General features: G+C 32.6%; 24 protein-coding genes. 5 read left to right on the top strand and 19 right to left on the bottom strand.

Going from position 1 to position 22868, the window contains the following annotated elements:
• Window positions 1-43: 43 nt before the first annotated feature.
• Window positions 44-760, top strand: a complete 717-nt coding sequence (locus CHB81_RS22015; RefSeq protein ID WP_089353994.1) for a LytTR family DNA-binding domain-containing protein — start codon at window positions 44-46, stop codon at window positions 758-760.
• A 66-nt stretch (window positions 761-826) separates the two neighbouring features.
• Here CHB81_RS22015 and CHB81_RS22020 read toward each other — a convergent pair whose 3' ends face one another.
• Together CHB81_RS22020 and CHB81_RS22025 are read right to left on the bottom strand one after the other, a co-directional pair.
• On the bottom strand, window positions 827-1345 hold the full coding sequence (locus CHB81_RS22020) for a gamma carbonic anhydrase family protein (protein WP_089353995.1): 519 nt from the start codon (window positions 1343-1345) through the stop codon (window positions 827-829).
• Between the two features lie 9 nt (window positions 1346-1354).
• On the bottom strand, window positions 1355-2344 hold the full coding sequence (locus tag CHB81_RS22025) for a type IX secretion system membrane protein PorP/SprF (RefSeq protein WP_089353996.1): 990 nt from the start codon (window positions 2342-2344) through the stop codon (window positions 1355-1357).
• Between the two features lie 143 nt (window positions 2345-2487).
• On the opposite strand from CHB81_RS22025, the gene CHB81_RS22030 reads away from it, so the two are divergent.
• From CHB81_RS22030 to CHB81_RS22040, 3 genes are all read left to right on the top strand, one after another.
• Window positions 2488-3387 carry a NifU family protein gene (locus tag CHB81_RS22030; protein WP_089353997.1) on the top strand — a complete coding sequence of 300 codons (900 nt, stop codon included), beginning with the start codon at window positions 2488-2490 and terminating at the stop codon, window positions 3385-3387.
• Window positions 3388-3539: 152 nt separating this feature from the next.
• Window positions 3540-3947 (top strand): hypothetical protein, encoded by a 408-nt coding sequence (locus CHB81_RS22035; protein ID WP_089353998.1) that lies wholly within the window; start codon window positions 3540-3542, stop codon window positions 3945-3947.
• A gap of 90 nt (window positions 3948-4037) precedes the next feature.
• Window positions 4038-4847: a mechanosensitive ion channel family protein gene (locus tag CHB81_RS22040; RefSeq protein WP_089353999.1), complete on the top strand. Its 810-nt coding sequence runs from the start codon at window positions 4038-4040 to the stop codon at window positions 4845-4847.
• Between the two features lie 7 nt (window positions 4848-4854).
• Here CHB81_RS22040 and tsaB read toward each other — a convergent pair whose 3' ends face one another.
• From tsaB to CHB81_RS22080, 7 genes are all read right to left on the bottom strand, one after another.
• Window positions 4855-5529 (bottom strand): tRNA (adenosine(37)-N6)-threonylcarbamoyltransferase complex dimerization subunit type 1 TsaB, encoded by a 675-nt coding sequence (tsaB, locus tag CHB81_RS22045; protein WP_089354000.1) that lies wholly within the window; start codon window positions 5527-5529, stop codon window positions 4855-4857.
• A 286-nt stretch (window positions 5530-5815) separates the two neighbouring features.
• Window positions 5816-7108 carry an efflux RND transporter periplasmic adaptor subunit gene (locus CHB81_RS22055; protein WP_089354002.1) on the bottom strand — a complete coding sequence of 431 codons (1293 nt, stop codon included), beginning with the start codon at window positions 7106-7108 and terminating at the stop codon, window positions 5816-5818.
• 6 nt (window positions 7109-7114) lie between these two features.
• Window positions 7115-8500 carry a TolC family protein gene (locus tag CHB81_RS22060; RefSeq protein ID WP_089354003.1) on the bottom strand — a complete coding sequence of 462 codons (1386 nt, stop codon included), beginning with the start codon at window positions 8498-8500 and terminating at the stop codon, window positions 7115-7117.
• 78 nt (window positions 8501-8578) lie between these two features.
• Window positions 8579-9694 carry an efflux RND transporter periplasmic adaptor subunit gene (locus CHB81_RS22065; protein WP_089354004.1) on the bottom strand — a complete coding sequence of 372 codons (1116 nt, stop codon included), beginning with the start codon at window positions 9692-9694 and terminating at the stop codon, window positions 8579-8581.
• Window positions 9695-9732: 38 nt separating this feature from the next.
• The gene (locus CHB81_RS22070; protein ID WP_089354005.1) at window positions 9733-10998 is read right to left on the bottom strand and encodes an ABC transporter permease; all 1266 of its coding nucleotides are present in this window, start codon (window positions 10996-10998) and stop codon (window positions 9733-9735) included.
• Between the two features lie 2 nt (window positions 10999-11000).
• A complete protein-coding gene (locus CHB81_RS22075; RefSeq protein ID WP_089354006.1) occupies window positions 11001-12245 on the bottom strand; it encodes an ABC transporter permease in 1245 nt (414 codons plus the stop codon).
• On the bottom strand, window positions 12238-12939 hold the full coding sequence (locus CHB81_RS22080; protein ID WP_089354007.1) for an ABC transporter ATP-binding protein: 702 nt from the start codon (window positions 12937-12939) through the stop codon (window positions 12238-12240). The genes CHB81_RS22075 and CHB81_RS22080 overlap by 8 nt, the downstream gene beginning before the upstream one ends.
• A 176-nt stretch (window positions 12940-13115) precedes the next feature.
• On the opposite strand from CHB81_RS22080, the gene CHB81_RS22085 reads away from it, so the two are divergent.
• Window positions 13116-14522 carry a DUF4403 family protein gene (locus tag CHB81_RS22085; protein WP_089354008.1) on the top strand — a complete coding sequence of 469 codons (1407 nt, stop codon included), beginning with the start codon at window positions 13116-13118 and terminating at the stop codon, window positions 14520-14522.
• 34 nt (window positions 14523-14556) lie between these two features.
• Here CHB81_RS22085 and CHB81_RS22090 read toward each other — a convergent pair whose 3' ends face one another.
• The 10 genes from CHB81_RS22090 to deoC all read right to left on the bottom strand — a co-directional run bounded on the left by CHB81_RS22090 (window position 14557) and on the right by deoC (window position 22787).
• On the bottom strand, window positions 14557-14856 hold the full coding sequence (locus CHB81_RS22090) for a hypothetical protein (RefSeq protein ID WP_089354009.1): 300 nt from the start codon (window positions 14854-14856) through the stop codon (window positions 14557-14559).
• Window positions 14849-15430 carry a DUF420 domain-containing protein gene (locus tag CHB81_RS22095; RefSeq protein ID WP_089354010.1) on the bottom strand — a complete coding sequence of 194 codons (582 nt, stop codon included), beginning with the start codon at window positions 15428-15430 and terminating at the stop codon, window positions 14849-14851. The genes CHB81_RS22090 and CHB81_RS22095 overlap by 8 nt, the downstream gene beginning before the upstream one ends.
• Before the next feature lie 2 nt (window positions 15431-15432).
• Window positions 15433-16122, bottom strand: coding sequence for an SCO family protein (locus CHB81_RS22100; RefSeq protein ID WP_089354011.1), 690 nt, complete (start codon window positions 16120-16122; stop codon window positions 15433-15435).
• A 10-nt stretch (window positions 16123-16132) separates the two neighbouring features.
• Complete coding sequence (locus CHB81_RS22105; protein ID WP_089354012.1) at window positions 16133-16774, bottom strand: hypothetical protein; 642 nt, start codon at window positions 16772-16774, stop codon at window positions 16133-16135.
• 77 nt (window positions 16775-16851) lie between these two features.
• Window positions 16852-17208 (bottom strand): cytochrome C oxidase subunit IV family protein, encoded by a 357-nt coding sequence (locus tag CHB81_RS22110; RefSeq protein WP_089354013.1) that lies wholly within the window; start codon window positions 17206-17208, stop codon window positions 16852-16854.
• 18 nt (window positions 17209-17226) lie between these two features.
• Window positions 17227-18207 carry a cytochrome c oxidase subunit 3 gene (locus CHB81_RS22115; protein ID WP_089354014.1) on the bottom strand — a complete coding sequence of 327 codons (981 nt, stop codon included), beginning with the start codon at window positions 18205-18207 and terminating at the stop codon, window positions 17227-17229.
• Between the two features lie 42 nt (window positions 18208-18249).
• Entirely contained in the window at window positions 18250-18837 is a 588-nt protein-coding gene (locus CHB81_RS22120; RefSeq protein ID WP_089354015.1) for a cytochrome c oxidase subunit 3, read from the bottom strand.
• Window positions 18838-18839: 2 nt separating this feature from the next.
• Window positions 18840-19742 (bottom strand): heme o synthase, encoded by a 903-nt coding sequence (cyoE, locus tag CHB81_RS22125; protein ID WP_089354016.1) that lies wholly within the window; start codon window positions 19740-19742, stop codon window positions 18840-18842.
• A gap of 159 nt (window positions 19743-19901) precedes the next feature.
• Window positions 19902-22043 carry an energy transducer TonB gene (locus CHB81_RS22130; protein ID WP_089354017.1) on the bottom strand — a complete coding sequence of 714 codons (2142 nt, stop codon included), beginning with the start codon at window positions 22041-22043 and terminating at the stop codon, window positions 19902-19904.
• Window positions 22044-22787 (bottom strand): deoxyribose-phosphate aldolase, encoded by a 744-nt coding sequence (deoC, locus tag CHB81_RS22135; protein ID WP_089354018.1) that lies wholly within the window; start codon window positions 22785-22787, stop codon window positions 22044-22046.
• Window positions 22788-22868: the final 81 nt, after the last annotated feature.

Genomic DNA, 22868 nt, shown 5'->3' on the forward strand with positions numbered 1-22868 from the left:
TGAACACCCAAAAAAGAATTTTTAAAAATCTAATCTCCAACAAATGAAATGTGTAATTATAGACGATGAGCCGTTAGCAGTTGAATTATTAGAGGATTTTGTTCGAAAAGTAGATTCACTTGAACTGATTAACACTTTTAATAATGCGATTGATGCTGTTTCTTTTATCAATCAAAACAATGTTGATTTGATTTTTCTGGACATTCAGATGCCGCATTTCTCTGGTATTGATTTTTTAAACACAATCGAAAAAAAACCGCTAATCATATTTACAACAGCTTATTCTGATTATGCTGTTGAAGGATTTAACCTAGGTGCTGTAGATTATTTGGTAAAACCAATTCCGTTTCATCGTTTTTTAAAATCTGTTGTAAGAGCGCAACAAGTTTTAAATCCTTCAACAACTATTCAGGCTATTTCCGAAAATACAACTGCACCTGAATTAGAACAGGATTTTATGTTTGTAAGAGCGGAATATGAAAACGTAAAAATGAATTTTTCAGATATCTTATTCATTGAAGGTCTAAAAGATTATGTGAAAATTTATACTACAGACAATAAATTTACCTTAACCTTAATTAGCTTGATAAAGTTGGAAAACTTGCTTTCGAGCAAAGGTTTTTCAAGGATTCACAGATCTTATATCATTAATATAAAACACGTAAAATCGATACAGAAAAATAAAGTTTTGATTAGTGACAAACGAATTCCTATTAGCGAAAGTTATAAAAATGCTTTCTTTGAAAGAATCAATTTATAGTTTTAAAAATTCCTATTGCATTACACTTATTGGAATTTGGAATTTTCGCTTTTTATTATTTAGAATCTATTCTTCGTCTTTAAGCCAGCCAGAATACATTACATAATTGTTTGAAATACGTTCAATTTCGCCTGCAAAATCAGATTGGTCGATATCTTTTACCTTTTTGGCAGGAACACCCGCATAAATACTTCCGGAAGTTACAACAGTATTTTGAGTCAAAACTGCTCCGGCAGCGATAATAGAGTTACTTTCTATCACACAATTGTCCATTACAATAGCTCCCATCCCTATCAAAACATTATCATGAACCGTACAGCCATGAACAATTGCATTGTGCCCTATTGAAACATTATTCCCTATAATTGTAGGGTGTTTTTGATACGTACAATGAATAATTGCTCCGTCCTGAATATTAACTTTATTTCCTATTTTGATAAAGTGAACATCGCCACGAATTACAGCGTTAAACCAAACGCTACAAGAATCTCCAAAAGTAACATCGCCAATAATCGTAGCATTTTCGGCAACATAACAATCCTCAGGAATTTGAGGTTTTTTTCCGTTTACAGATTTAATTAACATAACATTGTTTTAATTAATAGCAGGGCAATTACAGTCGTAACGTTCTCTTTTACAGAACAAATTAATTCCCAAAGTAATCTGGTGATAAGCACCTGTATCAAATTTCACATCACCTACAACCTGAGAATAAGTATAAGCAAACATGAAATTATTGAAATTCACTCCTATAATAGGCGTAAAATATTGTAGTTTTTGGGCCGAAACCCCGCTTCCGCTATTATATTGTGCGCCATCAAAACTTCTTCTGTAAGACAATGCAGCCCATAAACTTCCGAAATCCATACTCTTATACGCCTTCATATTTAAATCGATAGACTTCTGTTTTGTTTTATCAAATAATTGAAACAAAATAGACGGTTCCCAGGTAATATTTTCTCTTTTCCCAAAAACATATCCGGCACTAAGCAAATATTTTCTCAAATTATCGCTTTCATAATCTGTATATAAGTCTCTTCTGGTTTCTAATAAACCCTGAACAGTTGCATGCGCATAAAAATCTAAATAATTATATGATGCTCCAACATCCATATTAAAATAAGAATCTTTTTGAATTTGCCCGTAAACAATTGGATCAAAAGTTCCTCCAAATTTAGTTTCGTCCAATTGATTTTGAATCAAACCCGCATTTATACCAAACGAAAGTTGATTTAAATCTATTTCATCTCTCGAGAACATAATATGATGCGCATAAGTAACTTTTATTCCTTTTTGAGAATGGTACCCGTTTTTATCATTAAACAGGATAATACCGGCTCCTGATCTTTCTCCAATTCTTCCGTTCATGCTTAAAGTTTGAAGCGACGGCGCATCTTCCTGACCAAACCATTGTTTTCTGGCTGTCAATCTTATTTTTGTACAGTTTGCAGCTCCCGCCATTGACGGATGAATTAAATAATAATTGTCTGATAAATAATCCGAATAAACCGGAATCCCCTCTTGTGAATAAGAATAAAATGATGTGACTAAAAAAATGAATAAAACCTTGATTCTAAATTCCATAAAGGCATTTTTGTTTACTTATATTTTTGACTCTCATAATTTAATACGATTTATTTGAAAAGAGTCTTAATTATTTTATTAAAAAATCAAATATAGGTATTAGTAGAAAATAACTTTACTAAATTTGTAAAAAATTACAAATCATGACAAAAATCACCATAAAAGAAACTCAAAATCCAACGATCTTAAAGTTCGAATTTGAAGATTTCATTACCCAAAATCAAAGTTTTGAATTCAAAAATATTGATGAGGCACAAGCATCGCCATTAGCACAACAATTATTCTATTTGCCATTTGTAAAAACAGTTTATATTTCAGGAAACTTTATCGCGATCGAAAGATACAGTATTGTAGAATGGGATGATGTTAAAGACGCTGTTGCAGAGCAAATTGAAGCATTTGTTGAAAAAGGTGGCGTGATTATAAAAGTTGACGAAACTAATACAAAAAAACAACCTATTACGGTTTATGGAGAAACAACTCCAAATCCTGCTGCATTAAAATTTGTAGTGAGCAGAATGTTAACCAGAAATGCGGTTGAATATAAAAATATCGATCAGACTGCTTCTTCTCCTCTGGCAAAAGAATTATTCAAATTCCCTTACGTGAAAGAGGTTTTTATTGATGAAAATTATATTTCGGTAACAAAATATGACATTAATAATTGGGATGAAATCACATTGGAAGTAAGATCTTTCATCAAACAATTTATCGAAAACGGAGGAACAGTTTTAGACGAAACTTTAATTGAAGTTGCGACTAAAAACGACATCACAAAAGACGAAGCATTTGATAAACTGGATGTAACTTCTCAACAAATTATCAATATCCTGGAAGAATATGTAAAACCTGCGGTTGCGGCTGATGGTGGAAATATTGCTTTTGACTCTTATAATGAAGAGGACAAAACGGTAAAAGTAATTTTGCAAGGTGCTTGCAGCGGTTGTCCATCATCTACTTTTACTTTAAAAAGCGGAATCGAAAATATGCTAAAAAGCATGTTGAATGATGAAGGTATTAAAGTTGAAGCTTTGAACGCGTAATATTACATTCTTTACAAAAATGTAAAGCGTCTGCCAATAGCAGACGCTTTTTTTATATCTCATTTATTATCAATAAATTATTTTAACCATAACACTACAATTCTTGTAAAAAAGATTTAATATTGTATTATTAACAAATCAAAATTCAACCCATGGGAGTATCATCATTTTTCAAGAATTTATTTGGCTCAGCCAAAGAAACCGCTACAGATTTAGCCAATCAGGCAGAAAGTACTATTGAACAAGCTAAAGAAGCTGCTGCACCTTATGTAGAAAAAGCAGAAGCTTTTGCCGAAGAAACAATCGCAAAAGCCAAAGAAGCTTCGGAACCAATACTTGACAGTGCTGCAGAATACGCACATCAGGCAAAAGATATTGTTAGTGAATATGTAGAAAAAGCGTCAGATTCTATAGGTGATGTAATTGACACCGTAAAAGAAAAAGCCAGTGATCTTACTAACGATACCAAAACAATTGCTTCTGAAACTGTAGTCGATGCAAGTGAAAAAGCTGAAGACGCAACTGATAAAATTATTGACGAAACTGCAGACAAGGAATAGATACTTATTTTTCTTATAAAAGAAATATCTTTATATTTGCACCACTAATATACCTTCTCTTTTTGAGAAGGTTTTTTTTATTCAATAAACATGATGAGTCCTGAACAACTTAGTAACTACGCCACAAAATTAATTGACGTATTAGTTGACTATGCGCCTAAATTAATTTCGGCGTTTCTAATTTTATTTGTTGGTATATATGCCATCAGATTAATCAATAGAATTATTACGAAAATAATGATTCAAAGAAATTTAGATCCCACATTAACAAAATTCCTTTCGGATATATTAATATGGGCACTTCGAATTTTATTGTTTGTTACCTTTATTTCAAAACTTGGTATTGAAACTTCGTCTTTTGTTGCCATTTTAGGAGCAATGGGACTTGCTGTTGGTTTATCATTACAAGGTTCGCTTTCCAACTTTGCGGGAGGAATGTTAATTATTGTGTTCAAACCATTTAAAGTTGGTGATACTATTGAATCACAAGGTGTAATTGCAACGGTTGTAGAAATTCAGATTTTTGTAACCAAAATGCTTACTGCCAATAATCAAACTGTTTTTGTACCAAATGGAGCTTTATCAAACGGTACAATTATTAATTATTCGATGCAGGGAGAAAGAAGAGCCGATTTGACTTTTGCCGTTTCGTATGATTCTGACATCAAAAAAGCGAAGGAAGTTCTTTTGAATGTTTTAAACTCAAATCCTAAGGTTCTTAAAAAACCGGCTCCGGAGGTTTTTGTAAAAAACTTAACAGCCAGTTCTGTAGAATTTGCGGTTCGCCCGTGGGCTAAAAATGTAAATTATGGAGCTGTTTTCTCTGAAACTTTAGAGAATTGCAAAGCTGCACTTGATGAGGCCGGAATCAAAATCCAACCTTTTACACTTCAAAAATAATATAGTTTTATTGTTTTTTAGATGGCAATGTCATCATAAAATCTTTTAAATAATAAGGTTCAAAATAAGCGACATCTACAGTGTCGCTTATTTGATATTTATCATAACTGATTTTACTCATTGCCGAGGCTGATGGATATTTTATTTCTTCTAAAAAAACAAAATTGTCTTTCGTTAAAACTGGTTTACACTTGTCTGCACAATCTCCCACAAAATAAAGCACATCTGTATATGTGGCAAAAGAATCTTCTGTAATAACTTCTGCTTCAATACCTCTCTCTACTTCTAATTTAGCATTAAAAACTTCGCTATAAACTTCCATTCTTCTGGCATCTAACATTGGAATTATTTTTCCATCAGACACTTTTGCCTGAGAAGCTAATGTTTGTAATGTATCAACTGCAATCAGCGGAATATTTAAGGCAAAACACAATCCTTTTGCTGCCGAAACTCCTATTCTTAATCCCGTATAAGAACCAGGTCCCTGACTTACTGCAATTGCAGTTAAATCCTGAACAGTTATTCCGGCTGCTTCTATTATTTCTTCAATAAAAACATGCAGTTTTTCGGCATGCGAATAACCTTCTTCGGCAATTTCTTTACATAAAATGGTTTCTCCATTTTTTGCAATAGAGACTGAACAGTTTTTCGTAGCCGTTTCGATATTGAGAATAAAAGACAATGTGTTTATTTTTAAAAATTAATTATTTATTTGAACAATCCTGCATAAATGAAAAAAGATATTAAAATCACTACAGGAGTAATACATAAACTTATTGCCAAAAAACCTATGTAAATTAAAAACTTTCTACCAGTGGAAAAATAGACATATTCTTCATTATAATATTGGCTTTTATATGCTTTATAATGAACATAAAAAAGAAATATTGATAAAGTAATTAATCCAATTTCTATAATTTGAAAGAAACCATCCGGAGGACTATCACATAATGAAATCATAATCCAAATTATTTCTTAGGCATATCTGCTTTTTTAAGCTTCACTTTATCACCAGAGTTCAAATCTTTAGAAACCGTTGTATAAGGTCCGGTAATCACAACATCACCAGATTTTAGTCCTGACATTACTTCGATATTAGTATCGTCCTGGATTCCGGTTTTAATGATTCTTATTTTTGCTTTATCTCCAACTTTCACAAAAACGCACTCAAATTTCTTATCGCTTTTTGGAGCTGCTTTTTTGTCTTCGCTTGGATCTTCTACTTTAATATCTTTTACAGCAGCTGTATCTGCTTTTACTACAACAGAACTAATTGGCACTGCCAAAACATTGTTCTTAGTTCTTGTAATAATATCAACTGTAGCTGTCATTCCTGGTCTAAAAGGCGAATATGTACTTGGCTGACCTTCTAATAAATCCTGATATGACTCTTTTAAGATACGAACTTTAACTTTGAAATTAGTCACCTGATCTGAGGTCAAAGTTGTACTTGCCGAATTGGAAATACTGGTTACTGTACCTTTAAATTTCTTTTTAAGATAAGCGTCTACTTCAACATTTGCTTCATCGCCTATTTTTACTTTAACAATATCATTTTCGTTTACATCAACTTCAACTTCCATGTTGTTTAGGTTTGCCACTCTCAAAAGCTCTGTTCCTGCCATTTGTTGTGTTCCTAAAACACGCTCACCTAACTCAACATTTAATACTGAAATTGTTCCGTCTGCCGGAGCATAAATTAAAGTACGTCCAAGATTATCTTTAGCTTCTGTTACAGACGCTGATGCACTTTGAACATTGTAATAAGAACTTTGTTTAGTAGCTTTTGCCACTTCATAAGTAGAAACCGATTTATCCCAATCAGATTTTGAAATTACACCTTTATCATATAAAGTTTTGTTACGCTCATAACTGGCTTTAGCTTCTCTATAACTAGCTTCAGATTGCGTTAAACCAGCTTTTGTACCTGATAAATTTGCAACAGATCTTTCTAGTCCTGAAGTATATAAATCAGGATTTATTTTTACCAATAAATCTCCTTTTTTTACAACCTGACCTTCTTTTACATTTAATGCAATAATCTCACCCGAAACCATTGAAGAAAGTTTCACTTCAATTTCCGGCTGGATTTTACCCGTTGCCGAAACTGTTTCGACAATTGTAGATGCCATTACTTTTGAAATTTCAACTTCTTTACCTTCATCCTTATTTCCTATAACTCCCGATTTCGAAAGACCAACCAAGATTGCAATGACTACTATAGCGCCACCTACTAAGAAATAAACTGTTTTTTTTGACATAATAAATTATTTTGCGATAATTGGGACAATTGGAATTCCGAAATAGAATTCAAGTATCTTTATTTTAAATATGTAATCGTATTTTGTTCTGATAACATCTGATTGTGCATTGGTCAACAATGTTTGAGCCTGAGTAAAATCAAAAGAATTCATTAAACCTACATCATACTTTTCTTTGGCATAATTATAAGCTTGTTGTCTTGCTTCTAATGTTACCGTTGATGACTCGTAAGTATTTAGAGCTCCTTTTGCATTTGTAAAAGCAGTATAAACATTACGTTGCAAATCTAAACTTTTTTGTTCTAAATCTATTTTAGATTTCTCTAAACTTACTTTATTACGCTCTACATTATTTCTAACTGAAAAACCGTTGAAAATTGGAACATTTAATTGAAAACCAAAGTTATGCCCTTTATTATCGCTAAACTGATCTAAAACAGAATTTGGTCCTGCATAAATTGGGTTTCCGCTACCATCTGTTCCTACAAGCCTGTCACTATAACTCGCACTTGTACTAAATTGATAAAAGCCTCGAAGTGTTGGCTGGTAAGCTCCTTTTGCAATCGCTACATTTTTTTGAGCAATTTCAAGATTTGTTTGTGCTAGTTTTAATTCTGTTCTTGTTTCTTTAGCTTTATTATAAATATCGGTTGGACTTTGTGCCATGATATTATTTTCGTCTTTTGCATTTGTATCATCGACTACATCAAAATCTGCAAATTCTTTTAATTGTAAAAGCTGTGCTAAACTTAATTTTGAAATCAATAAATTATTTTCTGATACAGTAATACTTTGCTGATCTGTTGCAATAGTAGCTTTCAGATCATACAAATCTCCTCTTGGGATTGTTCCTGCATTAACCATTTCTTCAGAACGTGCCAAACGTTTTTCATCGATCGTTAATTGCTCTTTTTTTATTTTTAATTCTTCTTTATAAGATAAAATCTGAAGAAATGCATTAGCAACATTCAGCGAAATATCTTCCTGCATTTTCAACAATTGATATTGTGATGCTATAATCGCAAGCTTTGTTCTTCGATAAGTATTTTGGTTTTGCAAACCTTTGTAAATATCTACTCCGGCACTAACACCTACAGAAGAATACTGCGTCGTTTGAGTTGTCGCAATATTCGTAACCGGGTTAACATTCAAACCAATATTCCAGGAGTGAGAAGCATTTCCGCTTACTGACGGAAGGTAGCTTCCTAAAGCTCCTCTTTTATCAATATCAGCACTTTTTACATCTAACTCTGATAATTTTATTGTGATATTATTATCTAATGCGTATCGCACACATTCCTCTAAAGTCCATTGTTTTGATTGTGCATGGCCGGAAAATCCAAGACCAAATAACGCTGCAAAAAGGAGACTATTATATTTATTTATTTTCATATATTTTGAATGAAAGCATAGTAAATGACTACGCAAATTTAACATTTTTTAAAACCAAAAAAACTTTACAATTTCAGATTATTTTTTTTCACCTTCACTAATCAAACCCTGATTCCAGATTTTAATTTTATCCGTGTTTTTGATACCGCTTTTAACCTGAACATAAATTCCATCGCTCACTCCTAGTACAAGATCTTTTCTCTCAAATTTTTGAGGAACAGTTTCGATTTCAACGTATGGTTTTTGAGTTTTTTTATCAAATTGGACCAAAGATTCTTTGATTGCCATAACTTTATCTGCTTTTTCTAATATAATTGATGCATTTGCACTTAATCCCGCTCTGATAAAAGTAGCATCTCTATTTTCTAAAGAAGCTTTAATTTCAAATTGAATTGCGCCATTTTCAACTACTCCTTTTGGTGCAATATCAGTTAGGCGGGCATCGAATTTTTTGTTCTCAATTGCTCCAACTGTAATCTCAATTGGCATTTGAACTTTTATTTTTCCAACTTCAGATTCGTCAATTTTCCCAATGAAGATCATTCTTCCAACATCAGCAACACTGGCAATTGTAGTTCCTTCGTTAAAGTTATTACTTTCGATAACCTGATTTCCAACTTTTACAGGAACCGCCAAAACCATTCCGTTTACTGTTGAACGAATTAAAGTATTAGCATAATTTCCTAATGATGTTGTTGTACCGGTTTTTACAATATCTAAACTTTGTCTTGCAGCAATATAGTTTTGTTTTGCTTGTGTGTAAGCCAATTGAGCGGCATCAAAATCATTAGCAGAAATTACCTCTTTTTCAAACAAAGTTTTTTGTCTTTTATAGATTTTCTCCTGATTGTCTAAAGCAATTTTAGCCGTTTGCACTTGATTTTGAGTAGAACTCACATTTGAAACGTTTGCTACAACTCTAATTTTCGCAATCATATCTCCCGCCTTAATTTTTTGACCAGCTTTGATATACACTTCTTCAATAATACCAGAGATGTTTGGTTTGATTAGTACCTCTTCATCTGGTTGAATATTACCTGTTGCGATTGTATTTTTTACGATCGTTTTAATTTCTGCTTTTTCCGTTTTAAATACTATTGGCGACTCTTGATTTTTAGCGTACAAATAGTACAGCGCGCCAAAAAAAACTAAAGCAATAAAAATTAAAATGGTTACAGTTACTCCTTTTTTCATTTTGTTTTTGGTTTAATCGATTATTTTTGATTGATAATTTATTCTGATCGTAAAGCATCTACCGGCTTCACATTAATTGCGGTTTGAGCCGGAATAAATCCTGCCAGCAAACCAGATCCTACTAATATTAATAAGGCTACAAATACAACCCCTAAGTCAACACTTGGATTCGCAAACATCGTATTACTATCCGCTGGCATAGAGGCCAATACCATATTCAAAATAGCAATAATTCCGGTTGCGACGGCAATACCCAACATTCCCGAAATAATAGTTAAAAATATAGATTCAGATAAAATTTGCCCTCGAATAGCTCCCGGAGTTGCTCCCAAAGCTCTTCGAATCCCTATTTCTTTCGTACGCTCTTTAACTACGATAAGCATGATATTTGAAATACCAATAACTCCCGAAATTAAAACTAATGTTCCTACAAAGTATGCAATAATCTTTAAAATACTGAACAAACTTTGCACTTTGTTAAATTGTTCGTATAAATCAAAATTTCCAACCGCACGATCATCTGCAGGGTTAATAGAATGTAGTGATTTAATCAGTTCTAAAATTTTCGGTTTTAAAGCTGTAATCGAAGTTTCATCTTTTGCAGTAAGTGCCATCCACCCCACTTTATCACCATAATTAAAGGCCTGTTGAAAAGTAGTAAACGGAACAAAAATATTCTTTTGTTCCTGCTCTGCATTTCCTCCTTGTTGCTTAGAATTATAAACTCCAACCACCATAAAATTAACACCGTTAATTTTTATATAAGTTCCAATAGTTTCCTCTTCTTTTCCGTAAAGTTCACTAATAACCCCTTTTCCAATTACAGCAATTTTTCTTCTTTCATTAATATCCTGTTGGTTTATAAAACGTCCTTTTATAATATCCATTGGCTGCTGTTTGATCAGTTCAGGATAATCACCATAAATAGTAAAGGAAGAAGTTTTAGTGCCACGAACTACATTATTTGTTCCGTTAAAATCCCCTAACTGATTTCTTGGCGAAACATATAACAAATCCGGCAAAGCTGCTCTTAAAGCTGCCACATCACTATTTCTAAAATCATATCGACGTGTTTTAGGCAATCCTTTATACGCTTTAGAAGTCGTTTGACTCCACATAAACATCGTATTTGTAGCGATTCCGTCAAAACCTTTTTTTACACCATTTTCTAAACCATTTCCTGCTGCAAGTAATATTACTAAAATAAATATACCCCAGAATACCCCAAAAGCAGTAAGAACCGTCCTGAAAACATTGGCTGTTAAAGCCTGTAAAATCTCATCCCAATTATCTTTTTTAAACATAATTATTCGTCTCTAAGTGCTACAATAGGTTTAATTTTAGCCGCTCTGTACGCCGGAAAAAATCCCGCCATTGCGCCAGCAAATACAAGTAAAGCAAGTGTTGTTAATGCCACATTGAAATCTACCTGAGGATTTTGAAAATATTCACTCTGCACCATCGGACCTACAAATTCTAATAATAATAAACTTGCAAGCAATCCAACAAAACCAGCAATTGTGGTAATAAAAATGGATTCGTGAAGTATCATAGAAATAATTGAAAACGGAGATGCCCCCAAAGCCTTTCTGATTCCAATTTCTTTAGTTCTTTCTTTTACAATGATCAGCATGATATTACTTACACCAACAACTCCGGCAATAATGGTACAAATACCAACCCACCAAAAGAATAATCGGATATAAAGGTTTAAATCATAAAATTGCTTTGCATCCTTAACTGAATTATAAACCCCTACACCACCATCATCATCAGGAGCAACCATGTTTCTGCTTTTTAACAGGTTCTTCAAATCTTGCGTAAATTTTTCAGATTGTGCCAGAGCTTCATCATAATCATTAGTTTTTTTCATTGTAAAAAACAAATTGCTGATTTTATCTCCATTTCCAAAAGCTCTTTGCACCGTCGTTAAAGGTAAATAAGCCCTTGCTTCTTCTCTTTCACCTCCGGGATCAGTAAAAACACCAACTACTTTAAAATTGATCCCATTAATTATGATTTCTTTACCCATAGGATCTTTATCTTTAAAAAGATCCGTTTTAACTTTCATTCCAATACAAGCTACTTTCTCGTTATTGGCTATATCATTGTCATTTACATATCGGCCTTGAACTATCTTTAGATTTTCAACTTTATCATATTCAGGGGTAACACCTCTATATTGATAACTTCCGGATTCTTTTCCATACGAAAATGGGGCTCCCCAATAATTATAACTCGACGCTCTTATATCTAATTTATCATCAAATTTTTGCACAGATTGTTTATAATCAGCATCTCTATACTGAATCTGTCTTCCGGGATTCAATCCTTTATACTCTTTAGTAGTCGTTCCAGACCAAACCTCAATAAGCCCAGCGGCATCACGTTCAAACTGTTTTTCAATTCCGTTTTGAAGCCCTTTACCTGCACCCAGCAAGATCACAAGAATAAAAATACCTGAAGCCACAGAAACTCCGGTAAGAAAAGTTCTTAACCGATTTTTTGAGATTGCCTCAAAGATTTCCTGCCAACGCTCAATATTAAACATAAGATGAAGCTCTAACTTGTTCTACCTTTTTATCATCGATAATTAATCCGTCTTTCAGGACTACATTTCTTTTGCACATTGCGGCAATATCAGGTTCGTGTGTAACGATCAGAATCGTTTTTCCTTCGTCATTAATCCCTTGAATAAGTTCCATAACCTCATAAGAAGTTTTAGTATCTAAAGCTCCCGTTGGCTCATCGGCCAATAAAACTTTAGGATTTGATGCCAATGCTCTTGCAATTGCAACACGTTGTTTTTGCCCTCCTGAAAGTTCATTAGGTAAATGATGAGAATGAGAACCTAAGCCCACTTTCTCCAAATATCTCATTGCAATCTCATAACGTTCCTTTCTTTTGACACCTTGATAGTACAATGGCATCGCAACATTATCGAGTGCAGTTTTATAATTTATTAAATTGAATGACTGAAATACAAATCCCAAAAACTTATTTCGATATTTTGATGCTATCGTTTCGTTTAAGTTTTTAATAGGCGTTTTATCTAAAATATACTCACCAGAATCGGCCTCATCGAGAATTCCCAAAATATTTAGAAGTGTAGATTTACCAGATCCCGAAGACCCCATAATCGCAACTAATTCCCCTTCAGCAATATTAAAATTAATCCCTTTTAACACATGTAAGCTTGAACTTCCCATTTTATAGGACTTGTGTAAATCTTTAATTTCGATCATGATATTGTTAAATTTTAAAACAATAATAACATTTTTATTAAGTAAATTATGATAAGAAAACGTTAATAATTCCGTTTTGTTATTTAGATAAGACTGTATTCGTTATCAAATGTTACACTTTTTTAAGATAATTTAATACTTTTCTTAATTTTGCATCACTCAAAAAAATCTTAATCATGAAGTTTTTTTCAATTTTCTCTTTATCTACAGTACTTGCCGTACTTGTCAGCTGTTCTACATCTCAAAAATTAGAAACATTAAAACCCGAACCAGATGATGCAACACCTTTGGTTTATGACGCAAATCCCTCTTTTATAAACCTGCCAATAACGGTAAAACTCAGCGATATTGAGAACCAAACTAATTCTTTATTGAACGGATTAATTTATGAAGACAATAACATTGAAGACGATGATATCGAAATGAAAATCTGGAAACAGGCTCCGATAAAAATCCAGAATGATCCGGCAAATCCGGATAAAAAAATCAAAACAATTTTACCGTTAAAAGCAACGATAAAATATAGAATTGGAACTAAAAAATTGGGAGTTGAGCTTTACGATACACGAGAATTTAACTTAAATGGAGTAATTACTTTATCAAGCGAAGTAGCACTTACCAATTGGAAATTAAATACTAAAACTGAATTCAAATCTCTTGATTGGAACGAAAGCCCGACAATGCTTGTTTTTGGAAAAAGTTTACCAATTACCTATTTGGTAAATCCGGCCATTTCGATCTTTAAATCAAAAATCGAAAAAAGTATAGATACTGCCATAGAAAAGTCAATGGATTTTAAGCCAAATGTTTTATTAGCTTTAGAAAAAATCTGTACTCCTTTTCAAATGAGTGATACTTATGAAACCTGGTTAAGAATTGTTCCTATCGAAATTTATTCTACTAATGCAAAACTCAAAAATGATTTGTTTTTATTGGATATGGGAATGAAATGCAATATGGAAACTATCGTTGGTAAACAACCGGAATCAAAATTCAGCGCAAGCAAAATAGTTTTAAAACCTGTTGCAAAAATTCCGAATCAAATCTCTGCCAATATTGCTGCGATCTCAACTTATATGGATGCTTCAAAAATAATGACAAAGAATTTTGCCGGTCAGGAATTTGGTTCAGGAAGCAAAAAAATAACGGTTAAAAATGTTGCAATTTGGCACAAAGACGGAAAAATGGTGATTGCACTTGACATTTTAGGATCTATAAACGGAACCATTTATTTAGACGGATTTCCGTCCTATAATCCAAAAACTAAAGAAATCTATTTCGAAAAACTAGATTATGTTTTAGATACCAAAAGCAAATTAATGAGAACTGCGAGTTGGCTGGGACAAGGTTATATCTTAAGAAAAATGGAAGAAAGCTGCCGTTATTCAATACAGCCAAACCTTGAAGATGGCAAAAAGAACATCGCAGCTTATCTAAAAAACTATTCTCCACTTCCTGGTGTATTTGTAAATGGAAAAATGGAAGATATTCAGTTTGACAAAATTCAATTAACGAATCAAGCCATAATTGCTTTTATAAAAATAAACGGAACTGTAAATGTCTCTGTTGACGGATTGAAGTAATACATATTGAACTAAAAAGAAAAAAGCAGAATAATTATTCTGCTTTTTTCTTTTTTGACTGGTACATTCTATAGATCAGAACACCAATTATAGCAACAAGTAAATAGGGAATTACCATCAAATAAACGATTCCGTTATTTACTGCTTCAGCTTTTTTTACATTCGAATCTCCAGCAAGCGCCGCACGGCACATTGCACATTGAGCATTCATACTTAGAGAAAAGAAAATAGAGAAAAGAACATAGAAACATTTCGTTGAGAAAAATTTCATGACCCTGCTTCTATCAGCTATTCCATTTTCTTTATTCTTTATTCTATTTTCCATTTTAAGCATAATAAGGAGCAATCATTAAGTAAACTACAACACCTGTAACCGCAACGTATAACCAAAGCGGGAAAGTTATTTTAGCTATTTTTCTATGTCTGTCAAATCGTTGCGCAAGAGCCCTTACATAAGTAATCAATACTAGCGGAATAATTGCAATAGACAATAAAATATGGGTTATTAAAATAAAGAAATAAATGTAACGTAATGAACCAATTTTGGCCGTTTCAGCAAAATCAAGGATTCCATCGTGATTTAAATCACCAAATTTAGTAGAATCGGCGGTCATATGATATGCTACATACATCAACAAAAAAGCAACTCCTAATACAATTGCAGAAGTCATTAAACGTTCGTGTAGTTTGCGTTTTCCATTTTTAATAGCAATTACTGCCCAAATCAAAACGATAGCACAAATTCCGTTTATTGTAGCATAAATTGGAGGTAAAAAAGAAAGTGGCGCCACATTAATTCCAAAATCTTTTAGTTTAACTGCGAATAATATTCCAACTAAAGTTGGAATTACAATTGAAACTGCAATAATAAACTTGTTATATTTTTTTTCTAATGAATGATCTTCCATTTTTATTCTGCTAATAATATTTTAATATCTTCCTGAATGTCTCTTACTCCTTTTTTATCAAGTCCGTCATAGTATAAAATTGGATTTCCAAAATCATCTTTTCTACAACGAATATTTCCATCTTTATCAATTAAAGCAAATAAACCTGAGTGTTCAAATCCTCCGTTTACTTTTTCATTTTCGCCTGCATACAAATTAAAACCTTTGTTTGATAAGTTCATAATCGTTGCTTTATCTCCTGTAAGGAAATTCCAATTTGAAGATTTCACACCCAAAAGTTTAGCATGATCTTTTAAAACCTGCGGCGTATCGTGTGAGGGATCAATAGTGATAGAAACAATTCCGAAATTAGGATTACCAAAAAAGGTTTTCTCAATCTCTAACATGCTTAAATTCATCTTTGGACAAATTGATGGACATGTAGTAAAGAAAAACTCTAAAACATATACTTTTCCTTTGTAAGATTCATTTGAAATTTTAGCATTATCCTGATTTGTCAATTCAAATTTAGGAGCCAGACCAATTGTTAATAATTTAGCATCTGATTTTGAAGTTTTCAAACCTACATTATCCAAACGATTTCCTTTTACCACTTCGCCATTTTTTATTCTATCAACGATTTTCGGCACAGCATAAATTCCAAAAATTAAAATGATAAACGAAATTCCGATATATGATTTATTTTTAAACATGATATAAAGATTAAAGTTCTTTTGTTGCGTTGTGATTCTTTTTAAGAGCTGCACGATATTCATACAAAATGATTTTGAAATCATCTAACATCTCGTTACTCAACTCAGAAGGATGAAAAGTATTGTATCCTTCCTTATATTCCTTTTGGTCTTTTCTTCCTCTTAAATTTCGTTCTTTATCGACGATATAAACATTTGGAGTTCCAAGATCTTTATCGAGTTTACCTTTTAAGTGAAGCTGATCGTAGAATGTTTTAATCTCATCTGGCGAAGCAAAAATAAAATGCCATCCTGATACATCTGTAAAGGCTCCTAGTGATTCTTCTATCTTCTGTGCATCCTGTTCTGTTCCTAACGGACAAATCACTACAAATTGCAAATCTTTGAAGCCATTATAACGCTGATAAATTTTTTCGTTTAAGTTGAAAAAATTCCCTCTGTTTTTTAAAATTTCGGTACCTGAAAAACCCAGAATCGTGATTTTATTATTTAAAGTTACTTTTTCTCCTTTGAGAGATTTCCAATTACCAAAATCGGCAATTTTAGGAGTTATTGTGGGAAGTTTAGTAAAACTATTTACACCTGAAGCAAAAAACAAATAGGCTACAATTGGCAAAACAAAAAGTACAAAGAGAACTATATTTTTTTTCATTTTATTACCGAAGTTATTAAGGTACAAAAATAAAAAAATCCCGATGTTATCGGGACTCTTTTCGAATTAATATCATGTTAAAAATTCCATTTAATAGTAGAATCTTTAAAAACCCCATAAATATAATGTCCTTCTGTCAAAAGAATAAACAATAAATATAAAACTAGGAAAATAACTGGTGATACAACAGACCATCTAAGGCTGCTTTTTTCACCTTCCATGTGCATAAATGCCCATACTATATAATATGCTTTGAATATTGTCAGGATATAAAATACCCAGTTCAACAAATTCAAACCTACAAAATGATTAAATTCTAAAACTCCAGGCTTATAAATACCAAGAATAACTTCTACTGTCGTTACTGCAGATAGTAATATAAAAACACCCCAGATTCTTTTTGTATTTGATACGTATTCGTGATCGTGTGACATAATAATAAATCTTAAAAATTAAACTAAGTAGAAAACTGTAAATACAAATACCCAAACTAAATCGACAAAGTGCCAGTATAAACCAACTTTCTCTACCATTTCGTAGCTTCTTCTTTTTTCGTAAGTTCCTAACAACACATTAAAGAAAATAATGATATTAATGATAACTCCAGAAAATACGTGGAATCCGTGGAATCCTGTAATGAAGAAGAAGAAATCAGCAAATAATTTACTTCCGTATTCGTTTCTAGTTAAGTTAGCTCCTTCTACAACATATTTTGCAGTACTTAAACGAGACTCAGATTCTGCTCTTGTCAATACTGTTTTCTTCTTTTTCTCAGTAAGCTGTTCAGTTCTTATCAATAATTCAGGATGTGCTTTAAATCCTGCCTGAACTTCAGCAACAGAATATGTTGGTACCGTCTCAGCACTTTCCATAAACCATTTTCCTTTAGCCCTTGTAAGTTCTTCTGGTTGTTCTGGTAATTTTACAGCAAACGCTTCAAGAGCAACTCTTTTACCATCTTTATCAACAAACTGCAATAAACTTCCACCTGCTGTTTCAACCGCTCCATATTCACCTTTAATGAAGTTTTTCCATTCCCAAGCCTGAGAACCAACGAAAATTAAACCTCCAATAATAGTTAAGAACATGTAGATTGCAACTTTTGTTTTTTTCAATTGGTGACCTGCGTCAACAGCCAAAACCATTGTTACAGATGAGAAAATTAAAATAAAAGTCATTAAGGCCACATAATACATTGGAGCCGAAACACCATGCATAAATGGGAAGTGAGTAAACACTTCATCAGCCAAAGGCCAGGTTTCAATAAATTTAAATCTAGAAAAACCATAGGCTGCCAGGAATCCAGAGAATGTCAAGGCATCTGATACGATAAAAAACCACATCATCATTTTACCATAACTTGCTCCTAATGGCTCATTGCCGCCTCCCCAAGTTTTTTCTTCGTTATTTGCAGTAGTAACTGTCGCTTCCATAAAAGATATTCGTTAAAAAGTTCCCAAATTTACGTTTTTTTCTTATTTAAAGAAATATAAAAATAAAAATAAATATACCCATAATAAATCCAAAAAGTGCCAATACATCGCACCTAGTTCTATACCAAGAGTTTGAGTCGAATTGTATTTTTGTTTAAAATGATTATAAATTATAATTAAAAGTGAAATTAATCCTCCAGCCAAGTGCAACAAGTGTGTTACCGTTACTACATAAAGAAAAGTTGTAGTAATTGAGCTACCTTCTCCAGTAAAATAATACCCGCTTTTTACGATTTGTCCAAAACCTACAAATTGCAAAACCACAAATAAAATCCCCAAGGCTAATGTTCCTAAAAGCAATGCCGTAGTTGCGCTTCTGTTATCTTTTTGAATTGCTTTTTTAGCCATATAAAAAGTAACACTACATGCTATGATTACTGCTGTACTATAAAAAAATGCTGTTGGTAATTCAAAGTTCTTCAACCAGTCAGCTCTTGATTTACTTACCACAAATGCACTTGTAAGTCCGGCAAACATCATAGTCATACTTACCATTGCGAATAACAAAATCAGTTTTGCTGATTTTGCGCTCCTTACTTGTTCCTCACCTTTTGTCATTGTCATTTCCATAACTATCTTAAAAATTTATCTACTATATATATAATTTGCAGTAGTGATATATACGAAACACTTACCAGCATTAATGTTCTTGCCGCTTTTGCTGTTCGCAATTTATACAAACGCACTGCGTAAAACAACATCCAAAGTCCTAATAAAAAGACTAAAACTGCAGCAATTGGCGAAATAAACAATTGCCCCGTATATCCTAAAACCGGCAATAATGATGCTATAATAAGCCAAACTGTATATAAAATAATCTGCAAGGCCGTTCCTTTATCTTTTTTCCCTGTAGGAAGCATAAAGATTCCAGCTTTTTCATAATCTTCATATAAAAACCAGCCAATTGCCCAAAAATGAGGAAATTGCCAGAAAAACTGAATCAAAAATAAGGTTCCTGCTTCAATACCAAATTCTCCGGTTGCCGCAACCCAGCCTAACATAAACGGAATTGCACCTGGAAATGCACCTACAAAAACCGATAACGAAGTTACTGTTTTTAAAGGTGTATAAATACTTGTATATAAAAATATTGAAATCGCAGCAAACATAGCTGACTTTGCATTGATGGTATACAACAATGTAATACCAACTACAGTAAGCAAACTTGCTACAAACAAAGCTACTTTTGGAGACATTCGCCCTGAAGGAACGGGACGATTCTTAGTACGATCCATTAATGAATCGATATCTTTTTCGATTACCTGATTAAAAGCATTTGATGCTCCAACCATGCAATAACCTCCAATCATCAAAACAATTAAAACACTCCATTTAAAAGGATGTGCATCATTTACACCTAATAAATATCCAGCAATGGAAGAAAACAACACACTAATAGCTAAACCAGCCTTTGTTATCTCTTTGAAATCGTTAAATATTGATTTTATTGAAAATGTATTTTTAGTAGCGTTCAATACGGTATTTGTTTGTATGTTTTTTTTGAGTGGTGCAAATGTACAAATTAGATTGTAGAATCCTGACCTATAAAATTAGATTTTTTTCAATAAAACCTTTACAAAATAAGGACTTGCAAATCTTTAACACAATTATTTCGAAAAATCTTATTAAAAATACTAGTAATCAAAATACCAGTTAAAGACATCAGAACGCAATCCGATGCTAAACCAAGTCGTATTTTGCTTAAAAGTTGTAGCTGTTTCCTGCGTTGGATCAAAATTTCTATAAATTAAACTTCCAAACAATTTTAGATTTGTCATTGGGTTTATTACATATCCTCCTTGAAAGTCTGCAATAAAAACACTTGTTTTATTTCCCTGACCTACTTTTACCCCTGTATCATATGGGCGGTTAAGATCGTAACTCTTATAGATATTACCTCCATAGTTATAATTATTTTCAGCGGTATCAAAATCAAGACCTCGCGTTCCAATTGTTATTTTCCCATCAGCATAATAACGTCCTTTGTGATAACGTCCAATTGCAACAAGTTCTTCAAAATTACCTCCCCATTGATGCCCAATACTTTGATTATTATGACCATAATTAGTAATAACTGCACTATGCGAATATACATATGGACGTACATGATTGTACTCTAATTGCAACAATAAATCTTTTACTTTAAAAGCATTAAAATATTTTGCTCCTAACTGGTAACCAAATTTATTCTTCCAGCTTTGCTCTCCTTTTGCCATATCTCCAACTGAAAATTCATCAAGCAAAAACTGACCGTATAAATTTACATTATTATTCCATTTATACTTACCTGTAAATCCTAAAAGCGCATTACCACTTTTAGACGACGAAGCAAACTCAACAGAACGATAAAAAATAATTGGATTCACAAAATTGACATCAAAACCTCTATTATTTGTATCTGTCCAAACTACAGATTCAAAAAATCCTAAATTTAATTTATTCGAAACATTCCAGCTTAGATAATGGTTCGCCATGAATTTCGTTGCATATGTTTTCTCCAAAGTAACATCCGGACGAACATCCTTAAGCCACATATAAGTGTTCGTATATTTTATTTTCCAGAAAGTTGTATTGATTTTAAAATACGGATACGGACTTGCTCCGTCGCTTTCAAGCAAAGAACGATATCCGTCTCCAATAAAATTACGTCCGTAACCTAATTGAAAATCAAAAATCTTACTTGGAGTATATGTTATATTAGCTTCTGCCAAAGGAAAATCGTAAGCATCACTTTTAAATCGTTTTGCAATTCCCATTCCCGGAATAATTGCCGGATTTCCACCCGAAGGTTTTAATGTTTCCGCATAATCATTGTAATATCCCGCAAATCTTCCCTGACTTTCAAAAACTGTTGTTGTAAAATTAATCTGTTTTCCTAAACCTCCTCTAAAATTTAAGGCTCGGGTATTTACATAGGTATAAGAAGCATCAAGATCTGAAGCTTTCCCCATTTGCAAATCAAGAATAGGATTTAATGCCAACCAATAATCTTCACCTTGAATTTGTACTAAATTTTCATTCCAAAATTTTCTTCCTAACCAAGTCGAAACATTTTTTTGAAGCGATTCATTTACTGCTTTTAAATTATAATATTTCGAAACTTCAGCATAGGTATAAGGTTTAGAAGCAGTGTGATTATTAGTTCCAACCTGATTCATTGCGCTATCAAATTGCGCATAATAACTATGTGAAAATGGTATATTTAAATGACTTTCAAATTCAGGATTATTGTATTTTTTATACACAATACTATCCAATTCTGTCATTGGTTTTTCAACAGGTTTTAAAATTTCGGCTGCAGCCAAAGCTTCGGCAGCAATTTGATCTGCACTTTTTAACGGCACATCAATTGAAATTGTATATTTTGAATAAGTTGGTTTCCCATTATAGGTCGAAGGTTTTATTTTTGGAAATTTACCAAAAACACGTTTTGCCTCTTCTGATAATTCTTCATTTGCAGCATTTACATAAATCATTTTGAACTCACCATTAGCATCGACTTCAAAAAGCACTTTTACTTCTCCTTTATAATTATTTTGTTTTAATTTTTCAGGCACTTCAAAATTATGATACACAAAATCCTGAACTTCTCTATAAAAGCAATTTTCCAGTTTTTTTGCTTCTAAATTTTCACAATTTGGAAAAACAGGAAATTGCTCTGCTGTAAAACCAGGCTTAATAGATGAATTATTATTTTCTTGAGAAAAAGCAAATAAGACAGAGAGTGTAAAAACAAAAGATAAAGAAATCTTATTGACGTAATTTTTGGTTTTCATTTAATATTGATTTGGGGTATTTTCTCTATTTGCAATTGCTTTTGCAGCCGAAGTTCCGATGCGTTTAACTCCTAAACGAATCATTTCTATTGCATCTTCATACGATCTGACTCCTCCGGCAGCTTTTACCTGCAAAGGCGATGCATTTTCTAACATCATAATAATGGCTGGAATTGTCGCTCCGTTTGGAGCATCATCTTCAGTTTTAAAAAAACCTGTTGATGATTTTACAAAAATAGAGGAGTAATTCTCTTCTTTAAAGTTCGACATTACGACATTTTTTATCAACGCCGAAAGCTGAATAATTTCTTTATCTGTTAATGCAGCAACTTCAATAATCCATTTTACTGTTTTATTATTTGCTAAACCTATTTGAGTTCCAATTAAGATTTCTTCTTTCAGCAAAGCAATTTCACCTCTTTTAAAAGCTTCATAATTACAGACAAAATCTAAATCGTCTGCTCCGTTTTCAATTGCTTCATTTGCTTCTTTGATTTTAATCTCTATACTTGATTTACCTTCGGGAAAATCAATAACGGTACCAACCAACAAAGTCGAATTAGCTTTCAAAATCATTTCTTTGGCTAAAGCAACAAACTCCGGCCGAATCATAATTAGCTTAAAACCTTCCTGAATTGCTTCGGCAATTGTATTTTCTACCACAACTTTATTTTCCGCTTCTGTAAGTCTGGCTTGAGAAGCAGTTTTTAAATAAGTCGAATCCAAATATTGCTTAACATTCATGATTTTGAAATTAAATTGAATCGGGACAAAAATACATTTTAAATTCAAAAAAAACTCTTAGTAAAGCCTGATTTTTAGACA

Source organism: Flavobacterium sp. ov086, from assembly GCF_900187965.1.
GTDB lineage: Bacteria > Bacteroidota > Bacteroidia > Flavobacteriales > Flavobacteriaceae > Flavobacterium.

What these genes read in the sequence shown, in the direction of transcription:
- CHB81_RS22015 (WP_089353994.1), top strand. Translation starts at nt 44, where the DNA reads ATGAAATGTGTAATTATAGACGATGAGCCGTTAGCAGTTGAATTATTA.
- CHB81_RS22020 (WP_089353995.1), bottom strand. Translation starts at nt 1,345, where the DNA reads ATGTTAATTAAATCTGTAAACGGAAAAAAACCTCAAATTCCTGAGGAT.
- CHB81_RS22025 (WP_089353996.1), bottom strand. Translation starts at nt 2,344, where the DNA reads ATGGAATTTAGAATCAAGGTTTTATTCATTTTTTTAGTCACATCATTT.
- CHB81_RS22030 (WP_089353997.1), top strand. Translation starts at nt 2,488, where the DNA reads ATGACAAAAATCACCATAAAAGAAACTCAAAATCCAACGATCTTAAAG.
- CHB81_RS22035 (WP_089353998.1), top strand. Translation starts at nt 3,540, where the DNA reads ATGGGAGTATCATCATTTTTCAAGAATTTATTTGGCTCAGCCAAAGAA.
- CHB81_RS22040 (WP_089353999.1), top strand. Translation starts at nt 4,038, where the DNA reads ATGATGAGTCCTGAACAACTTAGTAACTACGCCACAAAATTAATTGAC.
- CHB81_RS22055 (WP_089354002.1), bottom strand. Translation starts at nt 7,108, where the DNA reads ATGTCAAAAAAAACAGTTTATTTCTTAGTAGGTGGCGCTATAGTAGTC.
- CHB81_RS22060 (WP_089354003.1), bottom strand. Translation starts at nt 8,500, where the DNA reads ATGAAAATAAATAAATATAATAGTCTCCTTTTTGCAGCGTTATTTGGT.
- CHB81_RS22065 (WP_089354004.1), bottom strand. Translation starts at nt 9,694, where the DNA reads ATGAAAAAAGGAGTAACTGTAACCATTTTAATTTTTATTGCTTTAGTT.
- CHB81_RS22070 (WP_089354005.1), bottom strand. Translation starts at nt 10,998, where the DNA reads ATGTTTAAAAAAGATAATTGGGATGAGATTTTACAGGCTTTAACAGCC.
- CHB81_RS22075 (WP_089354006.1), bottom strand. Translation starts at nt 12,245, where the DNA reads ATGTTTAATATTGAGCGTTGGCAGGAAATCTTTGAGGCAATCTCAAAA.
- CHB81_RS22080 (WP_089354007.1), bottom strand. Translation starts at nt 12,939, where the DNA reads ATGATCGAAATTAAAGATTTACACAAGTCCTATAAAATGGGAAGTTCA.
- CHB81_RS22085 (WP_089354008.1), top strand. Translation starts at nt 13,116, where the DNA reads ATGAAGTTTTTTTCAATTTTCTCTTTATCTACAGTACTTGCCGTACTT.
- CHB81_RS22090 (WP_089354009.1), bottom strand. Translation starts at nt 14,856, where the DNA reads ATGCTTAAAATGGAAAATAGAATAAAGAATAAAGAAAATGGAATAGCT.
- CHB81_RS22095 (WP_089354010.1), bottom strand. Translation starts at nt 15,430, where the DNA reads ATGGAAGATCATTCATTAGAAAAAAAATATAACAAGTTTATTATTGCA.
- CHB81_RS22100 (WP_089354011.1), bottom strand. Translation starts at nt 16,122, where the DNA reads ATGTTTAAAAATAAATCATATATCGGAATTTCGTTTATCATTTTAATT.
- CHB81_RS22105 (WP_089354012.1), bottom strand. Translation starts at nt 16,774, where the DNA reads ATGAAAAAAAATATAGTTCTCTTTGTACTTTTTGTTTTGCCAATTGTA.
- CHB81_RS22110 (WP_089354013.1), bottom strand. Translation starts at nt 17,208, where the DNA reads ATGTCACACGATCACGAATACGTATCAAATACAAAAAGAATCTGGGGT.
- CHB81_RS22115 (WP_089354014.1), bottom strand. Translation starts at nt 18,207, where the DNA reads ATGGAAGCGACAGTTACTACTGCAAATAACGAAGAAAAAACTTGGGGA.
- CHB81_RS22120 (WP_089354015.1), bottom strand. Translation starts at nt 18,837, where the DNA reads ATGGAAATGACAATGACAAAAGGTGAGGAACAAGTAAGGAGCGCAAAA.
- CHB81_RS22130 (WP_089354017.1), bottom strand. Translation starts at nt 22,043, where the DNA reads ATGAAAACCAAAAATTACGTCAATAAGATTTCTTTATCTTTTGTTTTT.
- deoC (WP_089354018.1), bottom strand. Translation starts at nt 22,787, where the DNA reads ATGAATGTTAAGCAATATTTGGATTCGACTTATTTAAAAACTGCTTCT.